This window comes from Pseudomonas sp. G166 (assembly GCF_037027455.2).
Lineage (GTDB): Bacteria > Pseudomonadota > Gammaproteobacteria > Pseudomonadales > Pseudomonadaceae > Aquipseudomonas.
The window spans coordinates 3,418,329-3,444,167 of record NZ_CP146985.1; the positions used below are offsets into that span (position 1 = coordinate 3,418,329).

At 60.8% G+C, this 25,839-nt stretch carries 23 protein-coding genes; 9 read left to right on the top strand and 14 right to left on the bottom strand.

What is annotated here, in order from left to right:
• Positions 1–134: 134 nt before the first annotated feature.
• Positions 135–1,514: a hypothetical protein gene (locus tag SGN16_RS14725; RefSeq protein WP_335945467.1), complete on the bottom strand. Its 1,380-nt coding sequence runs from the start codon at positions 1,512–1,514 to the stop codon at positions 135–137.
• Positions 1,515–1,728: 214 nt separating this feature from the next.
• Here SGN16_RS14725 and SGN16_RS14730 point away from each other — a divergent pair, with 214 nt between their 5' ends.
• The gene (locus tag SGN16_RS14730) at positions 1,729–2,358 is read left to right on the top strand and encodes a LysE family translocator (RefSeq protein WP_210638758.1); all 630 of its coding nucleotides are present in this window, start codon (positions 1,729–1,731) and stop codon (positions 2,356–2,358) included.
• A gap of 49 nt (positions 2,359–2,407) precedes the next feature.
• Here SGN16_RS14730 and SGN16_RS14735 read toward each other — a convergent pair whose 3' ends face one another.
• Together SGN16_RS14735 and SGN16_RS14740 are read right to left on the bottom strand one after the other, a co-directional pair.
• Complete coding sequence (locus SGN16_RS14735; protein WP_335945468.1) at positions 2,408–3,649, bottom strand: OprD family porin; 1,242 nt, start codon at positions 3,647–3,649, stop codon at positions 2,408–2,410.
• 123 nt (positions 3,650–3,772) lie between these two features.
• Positions 3,773–5,056, bottom strand: a complete 1,284-nt coding sequence (locus SGN16_RS14740; RefSeq protein WP_335945551.1) for an MFS transporter — start codon at positions 5,054–5,056, stop codon at positions 3,773–3,775.
• 254 nt (positions 5,057–5,310) lie between these two features.
• Between SGN16_RS14740 and SGN16_RS14745 the strand changes: the two genes are divergently transcribed.
• The 8 genes from SGN16_RS14745 (at position 5,311) to SGN16_RS14780 (ending at position 13,626) form a co-directional block, all read left to right on the top strand.
• A complete protein-coding gene (locus SGN16_RS14745) occupies positions 5,311–6,258 on the top strand; it encodes a LysR family transcriptional regulator (protein WP_335945469.1) in 948 nt (315 codons plus the stop codon).
• 91 nt (positions 6,259–6,349) lie between these two features.
• A complete protein-coding gene (locus SGN16_RS14750; protein ID WP_210638760.1) occupies positions 6,350–7,153 on the top strand; it encodes a putative hydro-lyase in 804 nt (267 codons plus the stop codon).
• A gap of 40 nt (positions 7,154–7,193) precedes the next feature.
• Positions 7,194–7,733, top strand: a complete 540-nt coding sequence (locus SGN16_RS14755) for a hypothetical protein (protein WP_335945470.1) — start codon at positions 7,194–7,196, stop codon at positions 7,731–7,733.
• A gap of 77 nt (positions 7,734–7,810) precedes the next feature.
• The gene (locus tag SGN16_RS14760; RefSeq protein WP_335945471.1) at positions 7,811–8,731 is read left to right on the top strand and encodes a LysR family transcriptional regulator; all 921 of its coding nucleotides are present in this window, start codon (positions 7,811–7,813) and stop codon (positions 8,729–8,731) included.
• 236 nt (positions 8,732–8,967) lie between these two features.
• A complete protein-coding gene (locus SGN16_RS14765; RefSeq protein ID WP_210638763.1) occupies positions 8,968–10,347 on the top strand; it encodes a UDP-glucose/GDP-mannose dehydrogenase family protein in 1,380 nt (459 codons plus the stop codon).
• Between the two features lie 175 nt (positions 10,348–10,522).
• Positions 10,523–11,230 carry an HPP family protein gene (locus tag SGN16_RS14770; protein ID WP_210638764.1) on the top strand — a complete coding sequence of 236 codons (708 nt, stop codon included), beginning with the start codon at positions 10,523–10,525 and terminating at the stop codon, positions 11,228–11,230.
• Between the two features lie 134 nt (positions 11,231–11,364).
• Positions 11,365–12,471, top strand: coding sequence for an enoyl-CoA hydratase/isomerase family protein (locus SGN16_RS14775; RefSeq protein ID WP_335945472.1), 1,107 nt, complete (start codon positions 11,365–11,367; stop codon positions 12,469–12,471).
• 3 nt (positions 12,472–12,474) lie between these two features.
• A complete protein-coding gene (locus SGN16_RS14780; RefSeq protein WP_210638766.1) occupies positions 12,475–13,626 on the top strand; it encodes an acyl-CoA dehydrogenase family protein in 1,152 nt (383 codons plus the stop codon).
• 126 nt (positions 13,627–13,752) lie between these two features.
• Here the strand turns inward: SGN16_RS14780 and SGN16_RS14785 are convergent, their stop codons facing one another.
• The 11 genes from SGN16_RS14785 to pssA form a co-directional block, all read right to left on the bottom strand.
• Positions 13,753–14,526 carry an enoyl-CoA hydratase gene (locus SGN16_RS14785; RefSeq protein ID WP_014338306.1) on the bottom strand — a complete coding sequence of 258 codons (774 nt, stop codon included), beginning with the start codon at positions 14,524–14,526 and terminating at the stop codon, positions 13,753–13,755.
• Between the two features lie 13 nt (positions 14,527–14,539).
• A complete protein-coding gene (locus SGN16_RS14790) occupies positions 14,540–15,667 on the bottom strand; it encodes an acyl-CoA dehydrogenase (protein WP_210638768.1) in 1,128 nt (375 codons plus the stop codon).
• A gap of 9 nt (positions 15,668–15,676) precedes the next feature.
• Positions 15,677–16,864 carry an acetyl-CoA C-acyltransferase gene (locus SGN16_RS14795; RefSeq protein WP_335945552.1) on the bottom strand — a complete coding sequence of 396 codons (1,188 nt, stop codon included), beginning with the start codon at positions 16,862–16,864 and terminating at the stop codon, positions 15,677–15,679.
• 12 nt (positions 16,865–16,876) lie between these two features.
• The gene (locus tag SGN16_RS14800; protein ID WP_210645284.1) at positions 16,877–17,638 is read right to left on the bottom strand and encodes an SDR family NAD(P)-dependent oxidoreductase; all 762 of its coding nucleotides are present in this window, start codon (positions 17,636–17,638) and stop codon (positions 16,877–16,879) included.
• 16 nt (positions 17,639–17,654) lie between these two features.
• Positions 17,655–19,319: an AMP-binding protein gene (locus tag SGN16_RS14805; RefSeq protein WP_335945473.1), complete on the bottom strand. Its 1,665-nt coding sequence runs from the start codon at positions 19,317–19,319 to the stop codon at positions 17,655–17,657.
• 262 nt (positions 19,320–19,581) lie between these two features.
• On the bottom strand, positions 19,582–21,039 hold the full coding sequence (locus SGN16_RS14810) for a glycosyltransferase family 39 protein (RefSeq protein WP_335945553.1): 1,458 nt from the start codon (positions 21,037–21,039) through the stop codon (positions 19,582–19,584).
• A 66-nt stretch (positions 21,040–21,105) separates the two neighbouring features.
• Entirely contained in the window at positions 21,106–21,399 is a 294-nt protein-coding gene (locus SGN16_RS14815) for a lipid-A-disaccharide synthase N-terminal domain-containing protein (RefSeq protein WP_210638770.1), read from the bottom strand.
• A gap of 1 nt (position 21,400) precedes the next feature.
• Positions 21,401–22,144, bottom strand: a complete 744-nt coding sequence (locus tag SGN16_RS14820; RefSeq protein WP_210638771.1) for a glycosyltransferase family 2 protein — start codon at positions 22,142–22,144, stop codon at positions 21,401–21,403.
• A gap of 34 nt (positions 22,145–22,178) precedes the next feature.
• A complete protein-coding gene (locus SGN16_RS14825) occupies positions 22,179–23,150 on the bottom strand; it encodes an NAD-dependent epimerase (protein ID WP_335945474.1) in 972 nt (323 codons plus the stop codon).
• 217 nt (positions 23,151–23,367) lie between these two features.
• Positions 23,368–24,384 carry an AraC family transcriptional regulator gene (locus tag SGN16_RS14830; RefSeq protein ID WP_335945475.1) on the bottom strand — a complete coding sequence of 339 codons (1,017 nt, stop codon included), beginning with the start codon at positions 24,382–24,384 and terminating at the stop codon, positions 23,368–23,370.
• 11 nt (positions 24,385–24,395) lie between these two features.
• Positions 24,396–25,739 carry a CDP-diacylglycerol--serine O-phosphatidyltransferase gene (pssA, locus tag SGN16_RS14835; protein ID WP_335945476.1) on the bottom strand — a complete coding sequence of 448 codons (1,344 nt, stop codon included), beginning with the start codon at positions 25,737–25,739 and terminating at the stop codon, positions 24,396–24,398.
• Positions 25,740–25,839: the final 100 nt, after the last annotated feature.

Sequence of the window (25,839 nt, forward strand, 5' to 3'; positions counted from 1 at the left end):
CCTGCGATGATCCGCAGGAGCACCTGACCGCAGAGACTGCCTGAGGGGCTGCGCTCCCCGAATTTAGTGACTAGTTAACGACCCAGAAACCGTGTGCCCTTGCGACTCACTACGCCTGGCGACTAATGTCTTGCTCAACGCTGCTTCAGGTACATCCCCGTCAACATGTCCTGGGAGTCCGGTGCAGCGTTGTAATTGATGACCGCAAAATTCTTCACCAGCTGTATGTGATACGGGCCATTTTTCTCGGAAGCTTGCGGCTCACGCACAACGATCAGGTTTTCAGTTTCCATCGGCACGACTTGATGCTCGGTCACGATGCCTTTCAAGGTCACGGTAAACTCCGCGACTTCTTTCCCATTGGCATCCCGATCAGGCAGGATCTTCAAGTCCAAGTCGCCGTCGCGACCCAGAGAATCCTGGCGCATCTGGTAATGGCCGCTGCGCTGGTCGCGGTCGACGCCATCGAGTTTGTCGTAATCCGGTTCATGCTCTTCATCGTGCAGCACTACCGCCAGCTTGTGCTCGTCGCTCTTGGTGCCGCTGATCCACGTACCGGTGACGTTGTAGGGTTCGACTTTTTCCCGGGTGATCCGCCAGGTGCCCGTTTGACGCCCATCGCCAGCAAACTCGTGAAGGCTGATCCAGTCGTCATCGTCTTCCCGAGCTCCCAGTAACTTGATCGGCTCACCTTTGCCAGCCTTGGTGTGGCGCACTTCGCCGATGATGATCGCGCCCTGCTCCTGGTACCAGATCTCTACCGGAATCTTTGCATTGAGAGTACCCGCGAGCATGACGAGGTCTTCTGTGGCCGGGCCTTCCAAGTTCGATTGTTCGTGCCACTGGCCGTCTTTCCATTCGCCGATGGTGTGCAGTGTGTAGCCACTGGGCATGCTGGTGTTTTCACCAGGCTCGGTCGGCTGGATTTGCTCCTCGGTGTCGGAGTGAAGCAGGACCAACTCGTCGCCGCGCATTTTCCATTGAGTGGCGCGGGTCCAGCAGCAGTCACGCTCGGTTTGCGATAGCAGAACGCTGTCCAGCGGGCTGACGGAGAACATGCCTTTGCTGTCCTCCTTCGCCAGGTTCGTCAGGGCAGGATTGAGGACCCATTGGGTTTTCTGCGGGTCTTGCAAGTAGATGTCGAACGTCGGTTTGTAGCTCGCGTCGGGGTCGTTGCCGTTGCGAATTGCCAAGTCCTGGCGGCCATCGAAGTTGAAGTCGTCGAAGTACAGCAGGCTCTGGGGGCCGAGTAGCCAGTTATCGACCTTGCCGTTGCGATCCACTGGCACATTACCGGCCGGGGTCTGCAATTGCTGCAGGGTTTCGTGTGTGCTGTTGTCGCGCACGGTGATGAACGCTTGCGCCAATTGATGCGCATCTTCTGGTGGCTCCGGAATCAGAACTTCAACCAGGTATTGGCCGCTGCGGTCATTGACCGCAAACGAGCGTGGTTCGGCCACGACAGGGCCCGCCAGGGCCATGGAGAGCAGCACACCACTGACGAGCGAACGCATTCAACGCTTCCTGGCTGTAATTCGGGGCCGCAGTTTAACGGCAAGCGCCGGCCTATCGCGATAGCGTCAGGTCGTCCAGCAGGCTCGGCAGTCCGATTCTGTGACGAAGTCGTCTGAGAGAAAACGACTGTTGCTATCAGATAGGCACTGACTGTAGCTAACGCCGCCTGAGCGGTTCACTTACCGTCATGGCTCTACCTACGGAGTGATGCCCATGCCGGACTCAGCCAACCTCTATCTGTTTGTGATCGCCGCCATGCTTTTGTTGATCGTTCCGGGTCCCAACATGGCCTTTGTAACCAGCCATGGGCTGGCCCACGGTTGGCGTGCGGGCTTGGCGGCCGCGCTCGGTATTTCCTTCTCCGACTTACTGATGACCGTTATGGTCAGCGCAGGTATTGGTGCACTGGTGATGAGCTGGGCACCGGCATTCGAATTGCTCCGCCTGGCCGGGGCCGGCTATCTGCTTTGGCTCGCCTGGCAAGCGCTGAGAACACCAACGGTGACTCAGAACACTCAGCCTCAGATGGCGTCCTTTTGGAAAATCTTCGCTCGAGGCGCTCTCAATAGCCTCTTGAACCCCAAGGCGCTCTTATTTTTCATGGTGTTCCTGCCCCAATTCGTCACCGTAACGAAAGGCAATGTCAGCTTCCAATTGGTCTTCCTTGGGGCGTTGCTTGCGTTGATTGCGCTCATCTTTCATTCCCTGCTTGGCGTCTGTGCCGGGCAACTGAAAGGAAAACTGGCCAACGGCCGGATCCAGAAACGCCTGGGGACCTACGGTTTTGCCGCCGTCATGGCAGCGCTGGCGGCACGATTGTTGTTCCTTGACCGCCCGCTTTAAGTGAACAACGTTGCACTCAGCGAGCGGCGTTGTTGCCTGCGCTAAAAACTTACCAAAGCGCAACCGTATAGCTGACGATCAACCGGTTCTCATCCAGGTCATTGCCAAAGTTCGAACGTACCGACGCATTACGCCATTTGAAACCCAGCCCCTTCAACGTGCCGTCCTGCACCACATAGGCGATATCCGTATTGCGTTCCCACTCCTTGCCTTCTCCTGGTGCCGCACGTTGCACGTTGTCGCCTGAAATGTAGCGCGTCATGAAGGTCAGCCCCGGCACGCCTACCGCCGCGAAGTTGTAGTCGTAGCGTGCTTGCCAGGAGCGTTCGTCGATGTTGGCGAAATCGCCGATCTGCACGAAGTTGACCAGGTAGGGATCGCTGCGACTGATGTAGGGAAACGGATCGTCGCCACTCATGCGTTGATAGCCCAGGCCCAGCGCATGGCCGCCGAGACTGTAGGTAAACAGCGCGCCAAAGGCCTGGTTGTCGATATCACGGAAGTTGCCGTCTTCAGTGCTGCGCGAATAACGTACGTCGCTCTTGAGCGACTGCCCTGCCCCCAGGTCCAGGGTGTGGACGAACCCAAGGTAGTTCTGCTGGTAGATGTTTTCCAGCTTGCCATATCGATACTGCGCCGTGAGGTTGGGCAGGAACTGATAGTCGGCACCGGCGAACTGGAACTTGTCGCTGGTTCCACCGATGCGGTTGGCAGTCATGTCCTGATAGTCGGTGGAATCGACAAAGTTGATCTGGGTGAGTTGCCCACCAGTCAACTTCAAACGATCGATTTCCTGCACGCTCAGCAGGCCGCCCTCGAAGGTACCTGGAAGCAGACGGGTGTCGTTGGAGCTGACCACCGGGTCTTTGATTTGCAGCGTCCCCAACTTCAGGGTGCTATTGGAGAGGCGCGCTTTGGCGGTCAAGCCCAGTTCGCCGTAGCGATCCTGAGAACCACCCGACAGGTCCGGCGGTAACAGATTAGTGCCTGCGGTGCCGCCACCGGAGTCCAGCTTGAAACCGGCCATGCCCAAGGCATCCAGGCCAAACCCCACGGTCCCGGCGGTGTAGCCCGACTCTATCCGCAACAGGAAGCCCTGTGCCCACTCTTCGGCCTTGTCCCGCGCACCTTCCTGGCGGAAGTCGCGATTGAAGTAGAAGTTGCGTGCTTCCAGGCTGCCTTTACTGTCGGCGATGAAGTCCGCCTGGGCGCTCGGCACACCGATCAGGCTCAAGCCGAGCAACGTACTGACCGGGGTGCAGACCCATTGGGTGGATGTGAAATGTCGCATGGTGTGCTCCTTTTGTGGACGCGAGCGAACCCTCTCGGGGGCGTTTGCGGGCGCGTCCGATGGTTGTTGTTCTAAAAGGTTGTTGGCGACGTCCGGGCCATGCAGCCCGAACGTTCTGGACGGTCAGGACTCGAGCTGTCTGCCGCGGGTTTCTGGCAGGCTCAACGCTGCCAGGATCACCACGCCATAGGCGCCGGCAGCAAAGACGCCGATGCCGATTCCGATCGGCAAAGTGTTGCTCAGCATGCCGATGAACAATGGGAACAGTGCGGCAATGGAGCGCCCGGCGTTGTAACAGAACCCCTGCCCCGACCCACGCATACGCGTTGGAAACAGCTCGGTCAGGAACGCCCCCATGCCGGCGAAAATGCCCGAGGCAAAGAAGCCCAGAGGAAAGCCCAACCAGAGCATCCAGGTGTTATCGATGGGCAATTGGGTGTATGCCAGGACAATGGCCATGGAGCCGACAGCGAACAGGATGAAGTTCTTCTTTCGGCCGATGGCGTCGGTCAGCAGCGCACTGCTCACATAGCCGATGTAGGAGCCGACGATGACCATCGCCAGATAACCACCCGTGCCGAGCACACTCAGGCCACGCTCGGTTTTCAGGTACGTCGGCAACCAAGTGGTAATTGCGTAATAGCCCCCCAGCGCACCGGTGGTCAACAACGAGGCGCGCAACGTGGTGCTGAGCATCCGCGGCGCAAAGATTTCGAAGAACGCCCAGCGCGAATCCTGCTCCGGCTTGGCCGTGCGCTCACGCACAGCGTGTTCGAAGGTGTCCGACTCCTTGACCAGCCGACGGATCACCAATACAAACAGCGCTGGCACCAGACCGATCATGAACAATGCGCGCCAGGCGTCTTCCGGCGCAAGGATGCTGAACAATCCGGCATAAAGCAGCGCCGTCACGCCCCACCCCAACGCCCACCCCGCCTGCACCATACCCACCGCTTTGCCACGGTCCTGAGAGCGGATCACCTCCCCGATCAGCACCGCACCTGCGGTCCATTCACCGCCGAAGCCAAACCCCATCAGGGTCCGGGCCACCAGCAATTGTTCGTAGTTCTGCGCCAGCCCACACAAAAAGGTGAAGAACGCGAACCACAATACCGTCAGTTGCAGGGTTCTAACCCGGCCGATACGGTCGGACAAAATCCCGGCAATCCAGCCACCTGCAGCCGAGGCCAGCAGCGTACAGGTGCCAATCATCCCGGCATCGCCCTTGGAAATGCCCCAGGTCGCGATCAGGGTTGGAATGACAAAACTCAGCATTTGCGTATCCATGCCGTCCAGGGCATAGCCGATCTTGCAGCTCCAGAACGTACGCTTTTCATTTTTCGACAAGGGGCCATACCAACTGAACGGGCCAGTGCGGCCAGTCTCTGTCGGTACGCAGTCAGTCATGGTCTTTTCCATGGGAGGTTCCTGCGGCAGCAAGCGAAGATGACGGACACGCCTCGTTATTTTTGTGTGAAGGCGTTGTCGTTGGGGATGCGGACACAGTGGCCTGTGTCGTGGAGCGGATTCTTTGCGCCGAATCCGGACAGCGTCAAACGGGAAAAAAGCCAGATCGGGCATAAGAAAATTTGATGCGCCCGATGAGGCGATCTGGAGTAACAATTGCAACCATAAGAACCACAAGCGCCAAGAGAGCCCCCATGAACCTCAAGTTCCTCGAAACCTTCGTCTGGGTTGCCCGGCTGCAAAGCTTCAGCCTGACCGCCGAAAAAATGTTCAGTACCCAGGCGGCGATCTCCAGCCGGATTGCTTCGCTGGAAGAGGAGTTGGGCCTGCGCCTGTTCGTGCGCGATTCGCGCGGGGTGTCGCTGACGCCCGAAGGTCTGAAGGTGCTCGACTACGCCGAGCAGATGCTGGAGGTCCAGCGGGCGTTGAAGCAGTCACTGGACACCACCAGCCCGCAGCAAGGCCTGGTGCGCATCGGCGTGATGGACACGGTGATCCACACCTGGCTCAGCCCGTTGATGTCGATGCTGATGCAGGCCTTCCCCGCCGTGGAAATCGAAATCACTGCTGACGCAGCGCGTAATCTTTGCGAACAGTTGCAAAAGGGTTACCTGGACATCGTGTTCCAGACCGACCTGGTTCGCCACGAAAGCGTGCGCAACCTTGAACTCGGGCACTATCCCATGCACTGGATCGCCGCCAGCCACTCGATCTATGCCCGCCCCTATGCTTCGCTGGTCGAGATGGCCAGCGAGCGGATTATCACGTTCGTCAAGCATTCCCGACCGCATCAGGATGTGCTCAACCTGCTGTATGCCCATGGTGTCGGGGCGCCACGGGTCAGTTGCGTCAACTCGGTCTCGGCCATGACCCGGCTGATTCGCGACGGTTTTGGTATTGGTGCCTTGCCGGCCGCGCTGGTGGCCAAGCCCCTGGCCAGCGGCGAACTGATTCAGCTGGACCCCGGCACCGCCCTGCCCCAACTGGACGTCGTCGCCTCGTGGCGCGCGGGCGTAGGCCTGGAGCTGATCGAGAGCATCGTCCAGATGAGCCGCCAAGTGGTCGGCCAATACGCCGCTGACGTTGGCTCGCGACACATGGTGGCGGCTCCCGGCCTGAACAGCCAGGCACTTGTCGAATAACTTTTATTTGTCTGGGGGTACCAACATTCCTTGTTGGACGTCATTGCCACGCTTCTCTACAAAAGACCCACGAACCTTTGGAGACGTCGTGATGATTCAACCTGCCCTGACTTTCGAGCAATTGCAGCAATGCACGCCGCAGGCCCTGCGCCAAAACATCGCCGCTGGCCAATATCAGGGCCATACCAGCGGCCTGGGCCAGGGTCGGGTGCAGGCCAACATCGTGATTCTGCCCAGCGACTGGGCCAACGAATTCCTGCGCTATTGCACCCTTAACCGCCAGGCCTGCCCGCTGCTGGATGTGACAGAGCCAGGGGACCCATTCTTCCGTAACCTGGGCGCCCCCATCGATATCCGCCATGAGGTGCCTCAATACCGAGTCTATCGCCACGGCGAACTGAGCGAAGAGCCGCTGGACATCGAACACCTGTGGCAAGACGACCTCGTGGCCTTTGCCCTCGGCTGCTCGTTCTCCTTTGAACAACCCCTGCTGGAGGCGGGAATCCGTCTCAGGCACATCGATCTGGGGCGCAACGTCGCGATGTTCCGGACCAACATCGACACCCGCCCGACCGCGCGCCTGTCTGGCAAAATGGTGGTGACCATGCGACCGATGAAAGCCGCCGCGGCGATCCAGGCGATCCAGATCACCGGGCGCATGCCCAACGTCCACGGCGCGCCGGTGCACATCGGTGACCCCGCGCTGATCGGCATCCATGCCTTGGACAAACCGGATTACGGTGACGCTGTACCCGTCGAGGCGGACGAAATCCCGGTGTTCTGGGCCTGCGGCGTGACGCCTCAATCGGTGGTCCAGGCCTCGCGCCCACCACTGTGCATCACCCACGCCCCGGGCTGCATGCTGGTGACGGATTTATGCAACAGTGACTTGTGAGCCTCGGACGAGGCCATTTTCAAACTGATAAGGACATGCGATGAACACAGCGCAACGCTCGATTCAACAGTACATCAATGCCAAGGACGGTAACCGCCCTCACCTGTTGGACCGGGCCTTCACACCAGATGCCGTTCTGGACATGAACGTGCGCACGGGCACCATTTCGTTTCCCGGCCACGTTGAAGGCCGGGCCGCCATTGGCGACGTGCTGGTCAGGCGCTTTGGCCAGACCTTCGAAAACGTCTACACGTTTTGCCTGGGCACCACACCGGCGGCAGACGCCAATGCGTTCCAGTGCAAATGGCTGGTGGCGATGTCAGACAAGAGCAGCGGCGAGGCGCGGGTCGGCTGTGGCGGGTATGACTGGCGGTTCAATCCGCAGTCCAGACTGGCCGAGCACCTGACCATCACCATTGAACACATGAAGACCCTGCCGGCGACTGATCTGCCAGCGATCATGGCGTGGGTATCGGGACTGGACTATCCGTGGTGCAGCCCCGAAGCGGCCATCAACGAGGTACCGGATCTGGGTGAGCTTCATGAGGTGATCCAATATGTGACGAGCATGGCTGTTTAACTGGCCATCGCTGCCGCCCTTGGCACTTGACCTAAGCTTCCAGCAACCCTCATGACCGTTTCAAGGAACCGACCCAAATGAACATCAAGTTTCTCGAAACCTTCGTCTGGGTCGCCCGCCTGAAGAGCTTTCGCCTCACCGCCGAAAAGCTGTTCACCACCCAGGCGTCCATTTCCAGCCGGATCGCCGCCCTGGAAGACGAAATGGGCGTGCGTCTGTTCGTGCGCGACTCCAAAGGGGTGTCGCTGACATCCGAAGGACAGCGCGTGCTGGAATACGCCGAGCGCATCATGGACACCGTGCAAAGCATGAAAGCGGTGATCAAGGACCCGCGCCAGGTCCGTGGTCGCATCCGCATCGGGGCGATGGACACGGTGATCCACACTTGGCTCAGCCCCTTGGTCACCCGGCTGATGGCATGTTATCCGGCATTGGAAATCGAGCTGTCGGCCGACACCGCAAGCAATCTGTGTTCACAGTTGGAAAAAGGTTATCAGGACATCATTTTCCAGACTGACATCCTGCGCCTCGACAGCGTGCGCAACGCCCTGCTGACCCGTTACCCGATGCATTGGGTGGTGCGCACCGGCTCTGCGTACGACCGGCACTACGCATCGCTGGAGGAGCTTTCCCAGGAACGCATCGTGACGTTCTCGCGCAACTCGCGCCCTCACCAGGACATTCTCAACCTGCTGCATTCAGCCAACATCGTCTCACCGCGCATCAACTGTGTGAACTCGGCATCGGCCATCACTCGCCTGGTGCGCGACGGCTTTGGCATCGGCGCCATGCCCGCCGCGTTGGTCCTGGGCGAATTGGCCCAAGGCACCTTGACCCTGGTCGACGGCGTGCCGCTGCCATCGGTGATGGACATCGTTGCCAGTTGGCGGACCGGCGCGGGCATGGAACGGGTGGAAGACATCGTCAGCCTGACGCGGGAAGTGGTTGGCGAATTCGTCGCACAATTGCCCGCAGGCTACAGCCTGGGTGCCAGCTAGGCGCTCCCTGCTCCCTATTCATTTCCTCATCAGTCCTTCACCCAGGCGCCCTCCAAAGAGCCGAACCATGGGTAAAGCACCTGGGCCGGACAGCTTACTTCCTTGCGCTGAGCCCCCATAAAGCTACGGACTGTAAGTGAATTGCAACATCCCCGACTTATTCTCGAAGCAACGCACTGCGGCGAATGGCTGGTTGTGCATGTCCGCCCGCTCGGAAATGATCCAGGGAGTCCGCCATGAAAATCAGTGTATTCGGAAGTGGTTACGTCGGGTTGGTGCAAGCCGCCGTGTTGGCCGAGGTGGGCCATGACGTGGTGTGCATGGACATCGACGAACGTAAAGTCGATAACCTGCGCCAAGGCCAGGTGAGCATCTTCGAGCCTGGCCTCGCAGCGCTGGTGCGCGAGGGGCTGGAGGCCGGGCGGTTGCATTTCACCAGTGACGAACAGCTCGCCGTGCAACACGGCCAGGTGTTGTTCATTGCGGTGGGCACGCCGTCCAGCGAGGACGGATCGGCAGACCTGTGCCAGGTCCTGGCGGTCGGTGAAGCGGTCGCCCGTTATCGCGAGCAACCGGTCCTCGTGGTGGAGAAATCCACCGTGCCGGTAGGCACTGGTGATGTCCTGCGGGCGCACATCGACAAATGCCTGCTCAAGGCCGGGCGCTTGTTGCAGTTCGATATCGTCTCCAACCCGGAATTTCTCAAGGAAGGCTCGGCGGTTGCCGATTGCCGCCGGCCTGATCGCATCGTGATCGGCTGCGAGCGCGATGAAGTGCGGGAAATCATGCGTGACCTGTACGCACCGTTCAATCGCAACCACGACCGGGTCCTGTTCATGGACCTGCGCAGCGCCGAACTGACCAAATACGCGGCCAACGCCATGCTGGCGACGAAGATCAGTTTCATCAACCAGATCGCCGAACTGGCCGAACACCTGGGGGCCGATATCGAATCCGTGCGCCTGGGCATCGGTGCAGATTCGCGCATTGGCTATCACTTCATTTACCCGGGGTGCGGCTACGGCGGCTCGTGTTTCCCCAAAGACATGCGCGCACTGATTCACACCGCCGAGCAGGCACACTGTTCCAGCGATCTGCTGCAAGCGGTAGAAACCATCAACCAGCGGCAGAAGCACAAGTTGTTCGAACGCATCAACGCGTTCTACAAGGGCGACCTGCGCGGCAAGACTTTTGCGCTGTGGGGCCTGGCCTTCAAGCCCAACACCGATGACATGCGCGATGCGCCGAGCCGCGCGCTCCTGGAATCGCTGTGGGCCGCCGGCGCCAGCGTGCGCGCCTTCGACCCGGAGGCGATGCAACAGACCCAATTGCTTTACCCCAACGAGTCGAAACTCATGCTGATGGGCACGCCGGAATCCGTGCTGCCAGGCGCTGATGCGCTGATCATTTGCACTGAATGGCAGCCGTTCAAGGCACCGGACTTCGAGCTGATCCAGCAACGGCTCAAGGCTCCGGTGATTTTCGACGGCCGTAACTTGTATGACCCGGAACGCATGGCAGACAAGGGCTTTACCTATTTCCCGATGGGCCGTGGCCAATCGCGCCACCTACCCATCGCCCCACAAACCTGGTTCCAAGCCTCCAAGAGTGCATGAGCGTTATCTTTACCTCAAAATAAATGCACTCAAGCAGCATTAATATGAATTTGTAAGCGAGGGTGGCGAACGTCACACTGTGTGCCGTTCCTCCCCCAATTGTTGGAACACTTAAAGGGCTTTCAGGGTTTATCCCGTAAGCCCCTTTTTTTGTTCGTTTTTTGGATTTCGCTTAATGCTTGCTCGCTGGTTCCCCGCTGCCATCAATACCCGTCCCACCGAATGGAGCCGCGCCGCCGTCGGCATGGCCCTGGGGACCATGTTCAGTGTCTGGCTCTGTAGCCAGGTCTATGGCCTGGAGGTGGCACAACATCTGATCGGTCCCCTGGGAGCTTCAGCCGTGCTGCTGTTTGCAGTGTCCTCAGGCGCCCTCGCCCAGCCCTGGTCGATTTTCGGCGGTTACCTGTGCGCCTCCGTCGTGGCGCTGCTAGTGGCCCATGTCCTGGGGCGCACGCTGGGCAGCGCATGCCTGGCCGCCGGCATGGCGCTGGTGTTGATGTGCTGGCTGCGTTGCGTGCACCCACCGGCGGGGGCGGTCGCCGCGACGTTGGTGCTGGCAGACTCCTCCATCATCGCCCTGGACTGGCAGGCCGTCGGCGCGGCCATGCTGGCCGGTTCCGGCCTGCTGGTCAGTGCGCTGGCCTACAACAACCTGACGCGAGTGCGCTATCCAAAGCGCGCCAATGAACCGGTGGCCGTCATACCAGCGGACCATGCCCCTGTAGACCGCCAGGCCATCACCAGCGAAGACTTGAAACTGGCCCTGGCGGAGATGGAAGCGTTCTTCGACGTAACCCCCGAAGATCTTGAGCAGTTGATCCACATCAGCGAGCGAAATGCCAAGCGCCGGAGCATCACGGAGGTGCTTTCGGGTCGCGGCTGATCCTGTGGCTGCTATAAATATGCAAACAGGACCTGCACGTATCCCGGTTGTGCAAGGCAAATTTGCACTGTTACGATCCCGGCCAGGTACGCGCGACACAATTTATAAAGAACAATAAAAGCAGGGAGTTAGCGATGACTGCTCAGGTTTCATCCCAAGCCACAGGGACCGTCGAAGCCATGGCCCATGAGGTTTTGGTGGAAGTCCGCAACCATATCGGCCACTTGACCCTGAACCGCCCCGCCGGCCTCAATGCCCTCACCCTGGGCATGGTGCGCAGCTTGCAACAACAACTCGATACCTGGGCCCTCGACCCACAGGTCCGTGCGGTGGTACTGCGCGGCGCAGGCGACAAGGCGTTTTGCGCCGGCGGCGATATCCGCTCGCTGTACGACAGCCACAAGCAGGGCGATACGCTGCATGAAGATTTTTTCGTCGAGGAATACGCCCTCGACCTGACGATCCATCATTACCGCAAACCGATTCTCGCCCTGCTGGACGGCTTCGTCCTGGGTGGCGGCATGGGGCTGGCCCAAGGCGCCGACCTGCGGGTGGTGACCGAACGCAGCCGCCTGGGCATGCCGGAAGTCGGCATCGGTTACTTCCCGGACGTGGGCGGCAGTTACTTCCTGCCGCGCATTCCTGGCGAACTGGGGATCTACCTGGGCGTCAGCGGCGTGCAGATCCGCGCGGCTGACGCCTTGTATTGCGGACTGGCCGACTGGTACCTGGACAGTCGCAAGCTTGAACAGCTCGAGGCGCGCCTCGATCGCTTGGAGTGGGGCGATACCCCGCTCAAGGACTTGCAAAGCCTGCTGGCGAAACTCGGTGTGCAGCAACTGCCCGCCCCGCCCCTGGCTGATCTGCGCCCGGTGATCGACCACTTCTTCGCCCTGCCCGATGTCCCCAGCATGGTCGAGCAACTGCGTCAGGTCACGGTCGCCAACAGCCATGAATGGGCGGTGAAAACCGCCGACCTGATGGACACCCGCTCGCCTCTGGCAATGGCCGTGACCCTGGAGATGCTGCGGCGCGGGCGGCACTTGAGCCTGGAAGACTGTTTTGCCCTGGAACTGCACCTGGACCGGCAATGGTTCGAACGCGGCGACCTGATCGAAGGCGTACGCGCCTTGCTGATCGACAAAGACAAGAACCCGCGCTGGAACCCGCCGACCCTGGAGGCGTTGGACGCCCGCCACGTGGCGAGTTTCTTCGACGGCTTCAACGACCACGGGAATTGAACCATGCATGACCTCGAACTGACCGAAGAACAAGTGATGATCCGCGACATGGCCCGGGATTTCGCCCGCGGCGAGATCGCGCCCCACGCCCAGGCCTGGGAAAAGGCCGGCTGGATCGACGACGGCCTGGTGTCGAAGATGGGCGAACTGGGCCTGTTGGGCATGGTGGTGCCGGAGGAATGGGGTGGCACCTATGTCGATTACGTAGCCTACGCCCTGGCGGTGGAAGAGATCTCCGCGGGCGACGGCGCCACTGGGGCGCTGATGAGCATTCACAACTCGGTGGGTTGCGGGCCGGTACTCAATTTCGGCACCGACGAGCAGAAACAGACTTGGCTGACCGACCTTGCCAGCGGCAAAGTCATTGGTTGCTTCTGCCTGACCGAACCCCAGGCGGGCTCCGAGGCCCACAACCTGCGCACCCGCGCCGAACTGCGGGACGGTCAATGGGTGATCAACGGCGCCAAGCAGTTCGTCAGCAACGGCAAGCGGGCGAAACTGGCGATTGTCTTTGCCGTGACGGACCCTGAACTGGGTAAAAAAGGCATCTCGGCGTTCCTGGTGCCGACCGATACGCCGGGTTTCATCGTTGATCGCACCGAACACAAAATGGGCATCCGCGCTTCGGATACCTGTGCCGTAACCTTGAACAACTGCAGCATTCCCGAAGCCAACCTGTTGGGGGCTCGCGGAAAAGGCCTGGCAATCGCCCTCTCCAACCTGGAAGGTGGCCGCATCGGCATCGCCGCACAAGCCTTGGGCATCGCCCGTGCAGCGTTTGAGGCGGCCCTGGCTTACTCGCGGGATCGGGTGCAGTTCGACAAGCCAATCATCGAGCACCAGAGCATCGCCAACCTGTTGGCCGACATGCACACCCGCCTGAACGCTGCCCGCTTGCTGATCCTGCACGCCGCCCGGCTACGCAGTGCCGGCAAACCGTGCCTGTCCGAGGCCTCCCAAGCCAAGCTGTTCGCCTCGGAAATGGCCGAGAAGGTCTGCTCCTCGGCGATACAGATTCATGGTGGGTACGGCTACCTCGAGGATTACCCGGTGGAGCGCTACTACCGCGATGCGCGGATTACCCAAATCTATGAAGGGTCGAGCGAGATACAGCGGATGGTCATTGCCCGAGAGTTGAAACACTACCTGGTGTGATGGCTGCAAAAGCATCGCGAGCAAGCCCGCTCCCACAGGGGCTGGTGGCGTACGCAGATGTTGCGTACACCACAAATCCTATGTGGGAGCGAGCTTGCTCGCGATGGCGGCAGTCAGGACGCCGCCTTACTTGTCCTGGAACTCCGCCGCCCGCTTGGCCACGAATGCCGCCATGCCTTCCTTCTGATCCTGCGTCGCAAATGCCGCGTGGAATACCCGGCGTTCGAAGCGCACGCCTTCGGACAGGCTGACTTCAAAGGCGCGGTTGACGCTTTCCTTGACCATCATGCTGATGGGCACTGACTTGGAGGCGATCAACGCCGCTGTTTTCAGCGCCTCATCCAGCAGCTCATCGGCCGGTACAATGCGCGCGACGATGCCGCAACGCTCAGCTTCCACCGCGTCAATGAAGCGCCCGGTCAAGCACATTTCCATGGCCTTGGCCTTGCCGACCGCCCGGGTCAAGCGTTGGGTGCCGCCCATGCCCGGCAGTACCCCGAGGTTGATTTCCGGCTGGCCGAACTTGGCGTTGTCGCCGGCCAGGATGAAGTCGCACATCAACGCCAGCTCGCAACCGCCACCCAAGGCAAAGCCGTTCACCGCAGCAATGATCGGCTTGCGGCGGTTGGCCACGCGGTCGCTGTCGCTGAACAGGTCGTCCAGGTAGATCTGTGGGTAGGTCAGCTCGGCCATTTCCTTGATGTCCGCCCCGGCGGCGAAAGCTTTTTTCGAGCCAGTCAGCACGATGCAGCCAATCTTCGGATCGGCTTCCAGGCTGTCCAGCGCCTGGTTCAACTCGCTGACAATCTGCGCGTTCAAGGCATTCAACGCTTGGGGACGGTTGAGGGTGATCAGACCGACGCGGTCCTTGATCTCCAATAAAATCGTTTCGTAGCTCATGCAGGACTCCTGTTCAAAGATTGCGCGAAATGACCATGCGCTGAATGTCGCTGGTGCCTTCGTAGATCTGGCAGACCCGCACGTCGCGGTAGATGCGTTCCAGCGGGAAGTCGTTGAGGTAACCGTAGCCACCCAGGGTTTGCAACGCCATGGAGCAGACTTTTTCGGCCATTTCCGAGGCGAACAGCTTGGCCATGGACGCTTCCACCAACGCGGGCTGGCCGTTATCCCGCAGGGCCGCGGCGTAGTGCACCATTTGCCGGGCCACAGCGATCTGGGTGGCCATGTCCGCCAAGCGAAACGCTACGGCCTGGTGCTCGATGATCGGCTTGCCGAAACTTTCCCGCTCCCGGGCATAGTCCCGGGCGGCCTCGAACGCGGCGCGAGCCATGCCCACCGATTGTGCCGCAATACCGACGCGCCCGCCTTCCAGGTTCGCCAGGGCGATCTTATAGCCCTCCCCCTCCTCCCCCAGGCGATTGCCCAGCGGCACCTTCACATCCTCGAACAGGATCTGGCAGGTGTCGGAGGCGTGCTGGCCGAGCTTGTCCTCGACCCGCGCCACGCTGTAGCCCGGTGAATCAGTGGGCACGATGAACGCGCTGATACCGCGCTTGCCAGCGTCCGGATCAGTCACCGCGAACACAATCACTACCCCGGCATTCTGCCCGGACGTGATGAATTGCTTGCAACCGTTGAGCACGTAATGGTCATCCTCCCGGCGTGCCCGGGTCTTGAGGCTGCTGGCGTCCGAGCCGGCCTGGGGCTCGGTCAGGGCGAAAGCACCGAGCATTGCACCGCTGGCCAACGGCATGAGGAAGCGGGCCTTTTGTTCATCATTGCCGAACTTGAGGATCGGCACGCAGCCCACTGAGTTATGCACGCTCATGATGGTCGAGCACGCCCCATCGCCCGCCGCGATTTCTTCCAGGGCCATGGCATAGGTCAGGTAGCCGGTGTCGCAACCGCCCCATTGCTCCGGCACGAGCATGCCGAAAAAACCCAGCTCGGCCATTTCATCGATGGCCTCCCGGGGAAAGCGGTGCTCGCGGTCCCATTCGGCGGCGAACGGTTTCAAGCGCTCCTGGGCGAACTGCCGGGCCACGTCACTGATTTGAATCTGTTCTTCAGTCGGGAGCATGCTGATTCCTTAATACAGGCATTCAACGGCCATGGCCGTGGCTTCGCCGCCGCCGATGCAAATCGCCGCGACGCCGCGCTTGAGACCTTTCTGGCGCAGGGCCGAGAGCAACGTCACCAGGATCCGCGCACCGGAGGCGCCAATGGGATGGCCCAGGGCACAGGCACCGCCATGAACATTGATCTTTTCATGGGGAATTTCCAGTTGGCTCATGGCGACCAACCCCACCACGGCAAAGGCTTCGTTGACTTCGAACAGATCCACCTCATCCAGCGCCCAACCGGTTTTGTGCAGCAGTTTTTTCACTGCGCCAATCGGTGCCGTTGGAAACAGGCTCGGCGTGTCGGCAAACGCTGCATGGCCGTGAATCACTGCCAGGGGCTTGAGGCCACGCTGGGCCGCCTGGCTCTGGCGCATCAGCACCAGGGCAGCGGCGCCGTCGGAAATGGAACTGGCGTTGGCCGCGGTCACGGTGCCGCCCTCGCGGAACGCCGGTTTCAGCGCGGCGATCTTGTCGATCCGCGCCTTGGGCGGTTGCTCGTCGTGGCTAATGGTCACCTGTTCCTTACCGACCATGACCTGCAGCGGCACGATCTCGGCATCGAAACGGCCCTCCTTGATCGCCTGCTGGGCGCGGGTGGTGGAGGCAATGGCGAAGGCATCCTGGGCTTCGCGGCTGATACCGTTGGCTTCGGCGCAATCCTCGGCAAAGGTGCCCATCAGCCGACCTTTGTCGTAGGCGTCCTCCAGGCCGTCGAGGAACATATGGTCGAGCACCCGGCCGTGGCCCATGCGGTAACCGCCGCGGGCACGGTCGAGCAGGTATGGCGCGTTGGACATGCTTTCCATCCCCCCGGCCACGACCACCTCGGCACTGCCGGCGATGAGCATGTCGTGGGCGAGGATCGTCGCTTCCATGCCCGAACCGCACATTTTGTTGAGCGTGGTGCAACGGGTCGACCTGTCCAGCCCGGCCCCCAGCGCGGCCTGACGGGCCGGGGCCTGGCCCAGGCCGGCGGCGAGCACACAACCGAACAGCACTTCTTCGACCGCACCAGGCGCGATGCCGGCACGTTCTACCGCTGCCTTGATCGCGGCAGCCCCCAATTGCGGGGCCGTGAGGCTTTTCAATTCACCTTGAAAGCCGCCCATGGGGGTGCGGACGGCACTGACGATGACAATCGGATCGTTGGACATCATGAATCCTCCTTATTTGGCAGCCATACGCAAGGCGCCGTCGAGACGGATCACCTCGCCGTTGAGCATGCTGTTTTCAATGATATGCCTGACCAGCGCCGCGTACTCGGTCGGTTTGCCCAGGCGCGGTGGAAATGGCACACCGGCAGCCAGGGAATCGCGTACTTCAGGCGTCATGCCGGCCATCATCGGGGTTTCGAAAATGCCTGGGGCGATGGTCATTACACGAATGCCGAAACGCGCCAGTTCGCGGGCGGCTGGCAGGGTCAGGCTGGCGATGGCACCTTTGGAGGCTGCATAGGCTGCCTGGCCGATCTGGCCGTCGAAGGCAGCCACCGAAGCGGTGTTGATGATCACGCCACGCTCGCCGTCGGCATCGGCCTCGGTTTCACTGATGGCGGCAGCGGCCAGACGCAGCAAGTTGAAGCTACCGATCAAGTTGACGTTGATCACCTGGCTGAAGCTGGCCAGCGCATGGGGGCCGTTCTTGCCGAGGATCTTCTCGCCGCGCACGATGCCCGCGCAATTCACCAGACCATTGAGGCCACCGAACGCAGTGACAGTGGCCTTGACCGCCGCTTCAGCCGCCGCCTCGTTGCTGATGTCCGCCACCACGCTCTGGCAGCCGAGTTTTTGCGCTTGGGCAACCACGGCGTCGGCATTGAGGTCCACCAGCATCACCTTGGCGCCGGCCTTGACCAGCATTTCGCCGGTGGCCGCACCGAGGCCGGAGGCACCGCCGCTGACGAGGAAAATCTTGTTGTCGATGTGCATCATGGTTTCCTTGGGTTCAAGCTGAAACGTTATGCGCCGCGGCTTCTTGGGCCTTGGCGATCTCTTGGTTGCGCAAGATAAAGCGCTGCAATTTGCCGCTTGGGGTTTTCGGCAAGTCGCTGACAAATTCGATTTCACGGGGATAGGCATGGGCCGCGAGGCGTTTGCGTACGTGCTGGCGCAGTTCTTCAGCCAGCTCCGGCGCGGCACGGTATTGGCCGCTGAGCACCACGAAGGCTTTCACCAGCTCGGTGCGTTCCGGGTCAGGTTTGCCGATTACAGCCGCTTCCACCACGGCGGGGTGTTCGATCAGCGCGCTTTCCACGTCGAACGGGCCGACGCGATAGCCCGAGGTAGTGATGACGTCGTCGCTGCGGCCGACGAAGCTGATGCTGCCATCGGGGTTGAGTTCGACGGTGTCACCGCTCAGGTAATAGTCGCCGACGAAAGCTTTGGTCGGGCCACCTTCGTAACCGGCAAACCAGCACATCGGCGACTGGCTGCGGTCGACAGCAAGTATCCCGGGCTGACCGATGCCCAGTTCCCGATGGTTTTCATCCAGCACCACGACCCGATGGCCTGGCGAAGCGAAACCGGCCGCCCCCAGATGCACCGGATGCGCTAGCCCATGATGGTTGCACAGCACCATGCCCAGTTCGGTCTGGCCGTAATGGTCATGGATCACCACGTCCAGGTTGTCGGCGAACCAGCGGATTACCTCCGGGTTCAACGGCTCGCCGGCACTGCTGACGATGCGCAGCTTGCCCTTGATCGACCGAGCGAACTGCTCACCCCCGGCAATCAGCAAACGATAGGCCGTGGGTGAACCGGTGAGGTTGGTGATGCCGTATTTATTGATCACCCGGCAGGTACTTTCCAGGGTGAACGGGCCATCGTAGAACGTGATGGGATGCCCCATGGCCAACGGCCCGGTGACGCCGAAGTAGATGCCGTAGGCCCAACCCGGGTCAGCCACGTTCCAGAAGGCGTCTTCGGGGCGCAGGTCCACGGCATCACGGGTGTAGCTCTGGAACGCGACGATGGCCTTGAGTGGCACCGACAGCGCCTTGGCCGGTCCCGTAGTACCGGAGGTGAACATCAGCAGGAACGGGTCTTCGCCGGTAAGCATCACAGGCTCACACTGGCTGGAGTGGTTCGCCACTTCGGCCCAGAAACTGTAGTCGCCGCGGACGATGCCCTGGCCTTTGTCGCCGCCGACCGTGACCACGGTGGGGCAACCGGCGACTTCGTGGAGCTTGGGGCGGTTGACCGCATCAGTGACGACCATACGCGCGCCGGAGCTGCCGAGGCGGTGCTCGATGGCCTTGGGCCCGAACGCGGTGAACAGCGGTTGATACACCGCCCCGATGCGCCAAGTGGCGAGCACCACGATCAGCAGTTCAGCGTTACGCGGCAGCAGGCCGGCCACTTTGTCACCCTTGCCGACACCTTGGGCCAGGAGAAAATTGGCGAAACGCGCGGCGTGGTCCTGCAAGTCGCGGTAAGTCCAAGTCGCGTCGCTGCCGTCGCGGCCCTCCCAGAACAGGGCAATGCGCCCTGGCAACGCATGCCGGTCGCAACACTCGACACAGGCATTGAGTGCCTCGAGCGAGCCGTGCAGCGCGGCGTTGACGGTGTGCAGGTAATCGAACTGCGACGTGGCGGACGAATAATCGCGCATGAGCAGAATCCCTCTGTATTTTTTATTGGTTGGGGGAACCGTAGACAGCAGGGAAATACTCGCGCCGAAGGGCCATGGGGGCAATGGTCAAAGCCATCAAGTTGCTTGACTGGTTTGGCCATGGTTTGGGGGATGTGTTGGCAGTAATGGCCTCATCGCGAGCAAGCTCGCTTCCACACGGGTTCTTGGGCGGTCACAAGATCCAGGACCACCACAAATCCACTGTGGGAGCGAGCTTGCTCGCGTAGCGGGACTCCAGACGCTACAAGGGATGAGCCCATGTGAATGAATAAACTTTCTCTGGCGCCGGCGACTGGCAGTTCTGGTTGTCCGCATCAGCCCCTACCAGGAACCACTCGGCCCTTGAGGTATCGCCGACACGACGAGCCTTTTGCGGGTCGTAACAGCGCGCCAGATCCCGGGCAGGTACCAAGGCATAGGCCTGCGGGTGGTTGCGCAGCCAGAGGGCGGATTGTTCCAGGGATTGGCTGCCATGGAAGCCAAAATGCACGATGGGTTGTTGCGCGAAGAGCCAGTGCCCCTCCCGCCAACCGACCAGGACCAATGGTGCGTTTGCAGTCAGCCGTGCCACATCGCGCATGAGGGTTTCGTGGGGGTTGATACCCTCTTTGTGAGGCTCGACGAAGCCGCGTACAAACCAGGCGCACAGCCACAGTGCAGTCAGTACCTTGAACACCACCCTGCCCCTGGGACGCCGGCCGAACCAGCGACGCAGCATCCACGGGACAAGCGGCGCCACCAACAGAATCAACCCGGGTAATGCAGGAAAGATATACAGCTTGCGTTTGCCGCTGCTCAGGCTAAAGAACAACAACACCAACAATACCCAGCCGAGCAGTACCAACACCCGACCGTCATGCTTGAGCAATTGTTTACGCCAGGCCGGCACCAGCCAGGGGAGCATGAACACAATCGGTAGCCAGTACTTGGGGATCACCTGAACGAAGAAATACCAGAAGGGTTCGCGGTGCTCCCATGCGTTGGCATAACGCCCCGCCGTTTGCTTGAACAGGATTTCCTGGGCGTAAGCCAGGCTGTCGGGGCTGCCCTGCCAGACAATCACCAGCAAAGGCCCCAGCCATAATGCGATGGCGGCCAATGCTAACAGCAGCCCCAGGCACCAGCGTCCTGCCTGGCCAGGCATGGCCACCACCCCTTTCCAACCTTTGCGCACCGCATAGGCGTAGGGAATCAGCATCAACACCGGCAGAAAGCCCACGCCTTTGCTGATGATGCCAAGCCCCATCGCCCCACAGGCAACGTAGTACCAGCCCCAGGCCGGGCCAAGCAACAGATGCCGGCATAACCCATAGACCCCCAGAATCGTCCAAAGGGCAAGGAAGCCGTCAATCTGCCCGGTCCGCAAGATGCTGTAGGTCTGGTAGGTCGCCAGGAACAACAGCGCGGCGATCACACCCACCCGCCGCCCCCACAAGCGCCGGCCCAAGTCATACAAACACGCCGTAGTCACCGCGCTTGCCAGCAGCGCGGGCAAGTACAGGGCAACTTTGGGCAGATGGGTCAACTGCACGAACAACGCCACCGCCCACATGAACAACGGCGGCTTGTCGGCGTAGATTTCGCCAGCGCGATGGGGAATGAACCAGGAACCGTTCTGCAGCATTTCCAGGGCCACGCCGAGAAAACGCTCTTCATCGACATTCAGCGGTTGGCGCCAGCCAAGACCGGCGCCCACCATGACCAACGTCAACAGAACAAACGCCAGTAACTCCAGCCGCGGGGAAGATAATCGTCTAGGCACCGTTCAGTCCTTTCCCGCCAGTTCGCGGTTTTCCCGCTCATGGTGCTTGGCGATCAACTGCAAGTTACGCAGGTACACAATGAAACCGAAAGACTGACCGACAATAAACACCGGGTCCTCGCGGTAGATGGCGTAGGCCAGCAACAGCGCGCTGCCGATGATGCTCAGGTACCAGAAGCCCACTGGGATCACACTGCGCTTCTTGTATTCGCTGTATAGCCATTGCAGGACAAATCGTCCGGTAAACGCAAACTGGCCAGCGAAGCCAACAGCCAACCACACAGATTCTCTGCCCATCTCAAACCTCGGTTTCTTGTGCGTTGACGTCCAGGCGTGTGCGCTTGATCAGCCACCACACCCCGAACAGATCGACGATGCCCACCAGCGCGCGGTCGAGGTTTCCGTAGTTGGATACCCCTGCCCCACGCTCACGATGGTTCACCGGGTGAACCAGCATTCGGCCGTTGTGCCGGCGGATCAAGGCGGGAATAAAGCGGTGCATGTGATCGAAATACGGCAGGCGCAAGAAAGCCTCGCGCTCGATGACCTTGATGCCGCAACCGGTATCAGGCGTCTGGTCCTTCAGCAGGCTGGCGCGCAATTTATTGGCGAATCGCGATGCCCAGCGCTTGCTCGCCGTGTCCTGGCGGTTGACACGATGCCCCGCCACCAGCTTGACCCCGGCCGGCTTACCTTCGGAACCGCGCACCAGGTCGAGCATTTTGGGCAGGTCAGCCGGATCGTTCTGCCCGTCGCCATCAAGGGTTGCCAACCAAGGCCCGCGCGCGACTTCGGCGGCGTGGTAGACCGAGGTGCTCTGGCCCAGGGAACGGGCATGACTGAGCACCCGTAATTGCCGGTAGCCACTGTCTTGCAAGGTACGTAACTCAGCGGCGGTGGCATCGGTGCTGCCGTCGTCGACCACGATGACCTCAAATTCCTCGTGGGCCAACGCCGTGCGCACTTCTTCGAGAAGCGGGATGAGATTGCCGGCCTCGTTCTTTGCCGGGATCAGGACCGACACATAAGGGGTTTCGTGCATGATGCTCCAGAAACAAAACTGAGAAATGAGAGGGTTAGACGCGGTAATAATCGCGATACCAATGGACAAATGACTGGACGCCGACGGGCACCGCGACCTGCGGGCGAAACCCCACACGCTCTTCCAACTCGCGAGTGTCCGCCCAGGTGTTGACGACGTCGCCCGATTGCAACGGCAAGAAGTTCTTGATTGCGCGAACGCCCAATGCCTGTTCGATGCACTCGATAAACTGCAGTAGCCTTACTGGCGCGCCGGCCCCGATGTTGTAGACCTTGTTGGGCACGCCGGCCTGATCGGTAGGCGGCAGCGCCAGCAAGCGCACGAGACCCTCGACGATGTCGTCGATGTAGGTGAAGTCACGCGACATCGCCCCCTCGTTATAGACGTCGATGGGGCGGCCCTTGAGAATCGCATCGGTGAATTTGAACGGTGCCATGTCGGGCCTTCCCCAAGGTCCATACACGGTAAAAAACCGCAGGCCGGTGGTGGGAATGCCATAGAGATGCGCATACGCGTGAGCCATCAGCTCGTTGGCGCGCTTGGTCGCGGCGTAGAACGACACCGGCTGGTCGACGGGGTCGGTCGTGGCATACGGCAAACGGTCGTTCAAGCCGTACACCGAGCTGCTGGAAGCGTAGATCAGGTGCGCCGGCCGATGGCCGCGACAGGCCTCCAGCACGTTGAGAAAACCCACCAGGTTGCTTTGCGCATAAACGTCCGGATGATCGATGGAATAGCGCACGCCAGCTTGCGCCGCCAGGTGGATGACCTGATCGAAGGCCTGTTCGGCAAACAACGCCAACAGTGCCTGTTTGTCTGCCACATCCAGCCACTGGAACTGGAAATTGCGCGATGTCGCCAATTGCGCAAGCCGAGCCTGTTTCAGCTCAACACTGTAGTAACTGTTGAGGTTGTCGATGCCGATAACCTGGTGGCCATCGCGGCACAGGCGTTTGGCTGTATGAAACCCGATAAAACCTGCGACGCCGGTGACCAGGATTCTCATACGCCTCGTCCTTGCGGACGTTTCCCAATTACGGGACAGGAAAACTCATTCAAATTGACATGGCTTCTACCCAAAACGGTCACTTGCATACATTACTCTGCTTGATGGCCTGGCTTTTCCGGCACCCTGCAGAGGCTTGTATCAAAGAAAAATGACGGTTTTATGAGCGTCCCGATCCGCTGAGCGAAATCCCCTGTGGGCGCGGCCTGCTAACAGATCAGTTGCTGTCGTTGAGAATCAAGCTGCGATAATGCCCCGGATTGGACCCGGACCACTTGCGAAACGCCTTGTAGAAGGAGCTGGCGTCGGCGAAACCCAGGCGCGCGGCGATGTCGACGAAGCTGATGGACGGCTCGGCAAGCCAGGTAATCGCCAGCTCTTTGCGCACGCTGTCCTTGATGCCCTGATACGTCTGGCCCTCCTCCGCCAGGCGGCGGCGCAGGGTGGACGCGGATACGCACAACTGCTGGGCCAGGGCCTCGGTTTCCGGCCATTGTTCGGCGGACAATTGGCGTAAATCGTGACGGATGCGGCTGGCAAGGCTTTGCGGGTCGCGGTATTTGACCAGGATGTTGGCCGGGGCCTGGGCCAGGAAGCGCTTGAGCTCTTCGGCGCTGCGCCGGATGGGCAGGTCCAGGCATTCGGCGGCGAAGATCATGCGTGTGCGAGGCCGGTCGAAGCGCAGGTTCTGGGAAAACATCACCCGATAGTCGTCGCAGAAATCCGGTGCCGGGCAGCGCAACTCGACGGAAAGGATAGGAATGCGTCGCCCGGCCAGCCAGCAGGCCACGCCATGGACAATCATCCAGTAGGTGAAATAGGTGAACGCCCGGCGCGGTTCCTGATCGTCTTCCAACAGGACGATCTCCGCCAGGCTCTGCTGGCGGACCCACTGGGCCGGCAGGTGTTCGAGCATCAACGAGAGAAACCCCAGCCCCGCCGTCAATCCAGCGGCCAGCGTCGGCTGGGCCATGGCACATTGGCAAAGAAACGCCAGGCTGCCGGACTTGAGCTTGCGCGGGTCCATGCCGAAAAACTCATCGTCCAATCGCCTTGCCAGCAACCGCCAGAGCCGCGCATAGGCATGGGCTGCGACCCGCGCCTGGGGATCATCGAGTAGCGCGGGGTCGATGCCGACCTTGCTCAGCACCTCATTGGTGGTCGCCCCGGGGGCGCAGCTTTGCAGCAGCGCCTCACGGACCAACTGAATGGAGATGGTGTCTTTTTCCGACATGGCGCGGGCGTTCACAGGATCCGGTAAAGCAGCCGTTCGATACGCACCCGGCTGACCCGCTTGAGGAACTTGCCTACAGCCGCCGGGTAGTCCGGCAGGGTTTCCAGGTCCAGGTAGCGTTCGATCCGGCGAGTATGCCGGTAGATCTGCTCAAGCTCGGCCTGGCGCGGCGCAAGCAACTCGCCCTTGGGGTCGTCCAGCAACAGGGCGTTTTCCAGGTCCAGGCGAAACGCCCGTGGGTTGAGGTTGTTGCCGGTGAGCAAAGTGTAGCGCTCGTCAACCCACATGCCCTTGAGGTGATAGGTGTTGTCACCGTCGCGCCACAGGTGCAGGTTCAATTGCCCGCTGTCGATGTAGCGTTGGTGCCGTTTGGCGAAGCGCCGCAGGCTGATCTCGTAGAGATAGGGCAAGGCGGCGATGATCTTGAACGGCTCGCTTGGCGGAATGTAGAAGTCGTTGGCGGTCTTGTCGCCGACGATGATATCAATCTTCACCCCACGGGCCAGGGCGCGGTTGATCTCGCGGGTCACGGCCAGGGGCAGGTTGAAGTACGGCGTGCAGATGGTCAGTTGCTGGCGACTGCTGGCGATCAGTTCGCCGATCACCCGGCTCAGCGGGTTGTTCTTGCCCACGCCCAGCAACGGGCTGACCGACAGGCCACTCTTGTCGAGGCCGCCGGCGTTGGTGTCATACGCCGCGTGCTTGAGGCGACTGCGCAGGTCGCCAATATCATTGCGCAGGCTGCGGGTGCTGGGCAGGTTCGGCAGGTCTAGGCGATGTACCGCCTTGGAGGCGATCAAGCCGTGCTGCACCAGGTGCTGCATCGAATCGGCCAGTGCCACGTTCTGCAACAGGTGGTAGCGGTCGTAGCGGTACTTGTCGAACTTGTGCAGGTAGACATTATTCAGGCTCGCGCCGCTGTAGACCACGCAGTCGTCGATCACGAAGCCTTTCAAGTGCAGCACGCCGAACAGCTCGCGGGTCTGCACCGGTACGCCGTAGATCGGCACTTCGCTGGCATGGGTGCGCGTTTGTTCCTGGTACCAGGCTGAGTTGCCCGGCTGCTTCTTGGCGCCGATCAGCCCGCGCTGGGCCCGCAGCCAATCCACCACCACGACCACGTCCAGTTCAGGACGCGCCGCTTTGGCAGCATGCAGGGCATCGAGGATTTCCTGGCCCGCCTCGTCCTGTTGCAAGTACAGGGCGACGATGTAGATGCGCTGGGTGGCCTGGGCAATTTTCTCCAGCAGGCAACGGCGGAACTCGGCGGCGCCATCGAGGATGGTCACGGCATCGGCGGTCAGTGCAAAGCTGCGCAGCTTGGGCAGCAGGGAGCGTTTGAAAAGCGACGGCATAGGGCTCGCAAAAGGTCGAATCCGAAGAACGCATGAGCTTACACCATAGATCGGTTCGGGTCTTCCCGTCTTCATGAAAAAAGATTTGACTAAGGAGAAC

Coding starts and splice junctions, on each gene's coding strand:
- SGN16_RS14725 (WP_335945467.1), bottom strand. CDS start 1,514: ATGCGTTCGCTCGTCAGTGGTGTGCTGCTCTCCATGGCCCTGGCGGGC.
- SGN16_RS14730 (WP_210638758.1), top strand. CDS start 1,729: ATGCCGGACTCAGCCAACCTCTATCTGTTTGTGATCGCCGCCATGCTT.
- SGN16_RS14735 (WP_335945468.1), bottom strand. CDS start 3,649: ATGCGACATTTCACATCCACCCAATGGGTCTGCACCCCGGTCAGTACG.
- SGN16_RS14740 (WP_335945551.1), bottom strand. CDS start 5,056: ATGACTGACTGCGTACCGACAGAGACTGGCCGCACTGGCCCGTTCAGT.
- SGN16_RS14745 (WP_335945469.1), top strand. CDS start 5,311: ATGAACCTCAAGTTCCTCGAAACCTTCGTCTGGGTTGCCCGGCTGCAA.
- SGN16_RS14750 (WP_210638760.1), top strand. CDS start 6,350: ATGATTCAACCTGCCCTGACTTTCGAGCAATTGCAGCAATGCACGCCG.
- SGN16_RS14755 (WP_335945470.1), top strand. CDS start 7,194: ATGAACACAGCGCAACGCTCGATTCAACAGTACATCAATGCCAAGGAC.
- SGN16_RS14760 (WP_335945471.1), top strand. CDS start 7,811: ATGAACATCAAGTTTCTCGAAACCTTCGTCTGGGTCGCCCGCCTGAAG.
- SGN16_RS14765 (WP_210638763.1), top strand. CDS start 8,968: ATGAAAATCAGTGTATTCGGAAGTGGTTACGTCGGGTTGGTGCAAGCC.
- SGN16_RS14770 (WP_210638764.1), top strand. CDS start 10,523: ATGCTTGCTCGCTGGTTCCCCGCTGCCATCAATACCCGTCCCACCGAA.
- SGN16_RS14775 (WP_335945472.1), top strand. CDS start 11,365: ATGACTGCTCAGGTTTCATCCCAAGCCACAGGGACCGTCGAAGCCATG.
- SGN16_RS14780 (WP_210638766.1), top strand. CDS start 12,475: ATGCATGACCTCGAACTGACCGAAGAACAAGTGATGATCCGCGACATG.
- SGN16_RS14785 (WP_014338306.1), bottom strand. CDS start 14,526: ATGAGCTACGAAACGATTTTATTGGAGATCAAGGACCGCGTCGGTCTG.
- SGN16_RS14790 (WP_210638768.1), bottom strand. CDS start 15,667: ATGCTCCCGACTGAAGAACAGATTCAAATCAGTGACGTGGCCCGGCAG.
- SGN16_RS14795 (WP_335945552.1), bottom strand. CDS start 16,864: ATGTCCAACGATCCGATTGTCATCGTCAGTGCCGTCCGCACCCCCATG.
- SGN16_RS14800 (WP_210645284.1), bottom strand. CDS start 17,638: ATGCACATCGACAACAAGATTTTCCTCGTCAGCGGCGGTGCCTCCGGC.
- SGN16_RS14805 (WP_335945473.1), bottom strand. CDS start 19,319: ATGCGCGATTATTCGTCCGCCACGTCGCAGTTCGATTACCTGCACACC.
- SGN16_RS14810 (WP_335945553.1), bottom strand. CDS start 21,039: ATGGTGGGCGCCGGTCTTGGCTGGCGCCAACCGCTGAATGTCGATGAA.
- SGN16_RS14815 (WP_210638770.1), bottom strand. CDS start 21,399: ATGGGCAGAGAATCTGTGTGGTTGGCTGTTGGCTTCGCTGGCCAGTTT.
- SGN16_RS14820 (WP_210638771.1), bottom strand. CDS start 22,144: ATGCACGAAACCCCTTATGTGTCGGTCCTGATCCCGGCAAAGAACGAG.
- SGN16_RS14825 (WP_335945474.1), bottom strand. CDS start 23,150: ATGAGAATCCTGGTCACCGGCGTCGCAGGTTTTATCGGGTTTCATACA.
- SGN16_RS14830 (WP_335945475.1), bottom strand. CDS start 24,384: ATGTCGGAAAAAGACACCATCTCCATTCAGTTGGTCCGTGAGGCGCTG.
- pssA (WP_335945476.1), bottom strand. CDS start 25,739: ATGCCGTCGCTTTTCAAACGCTCCCTGCTGCCCAAGCTGCGCAGCTTT.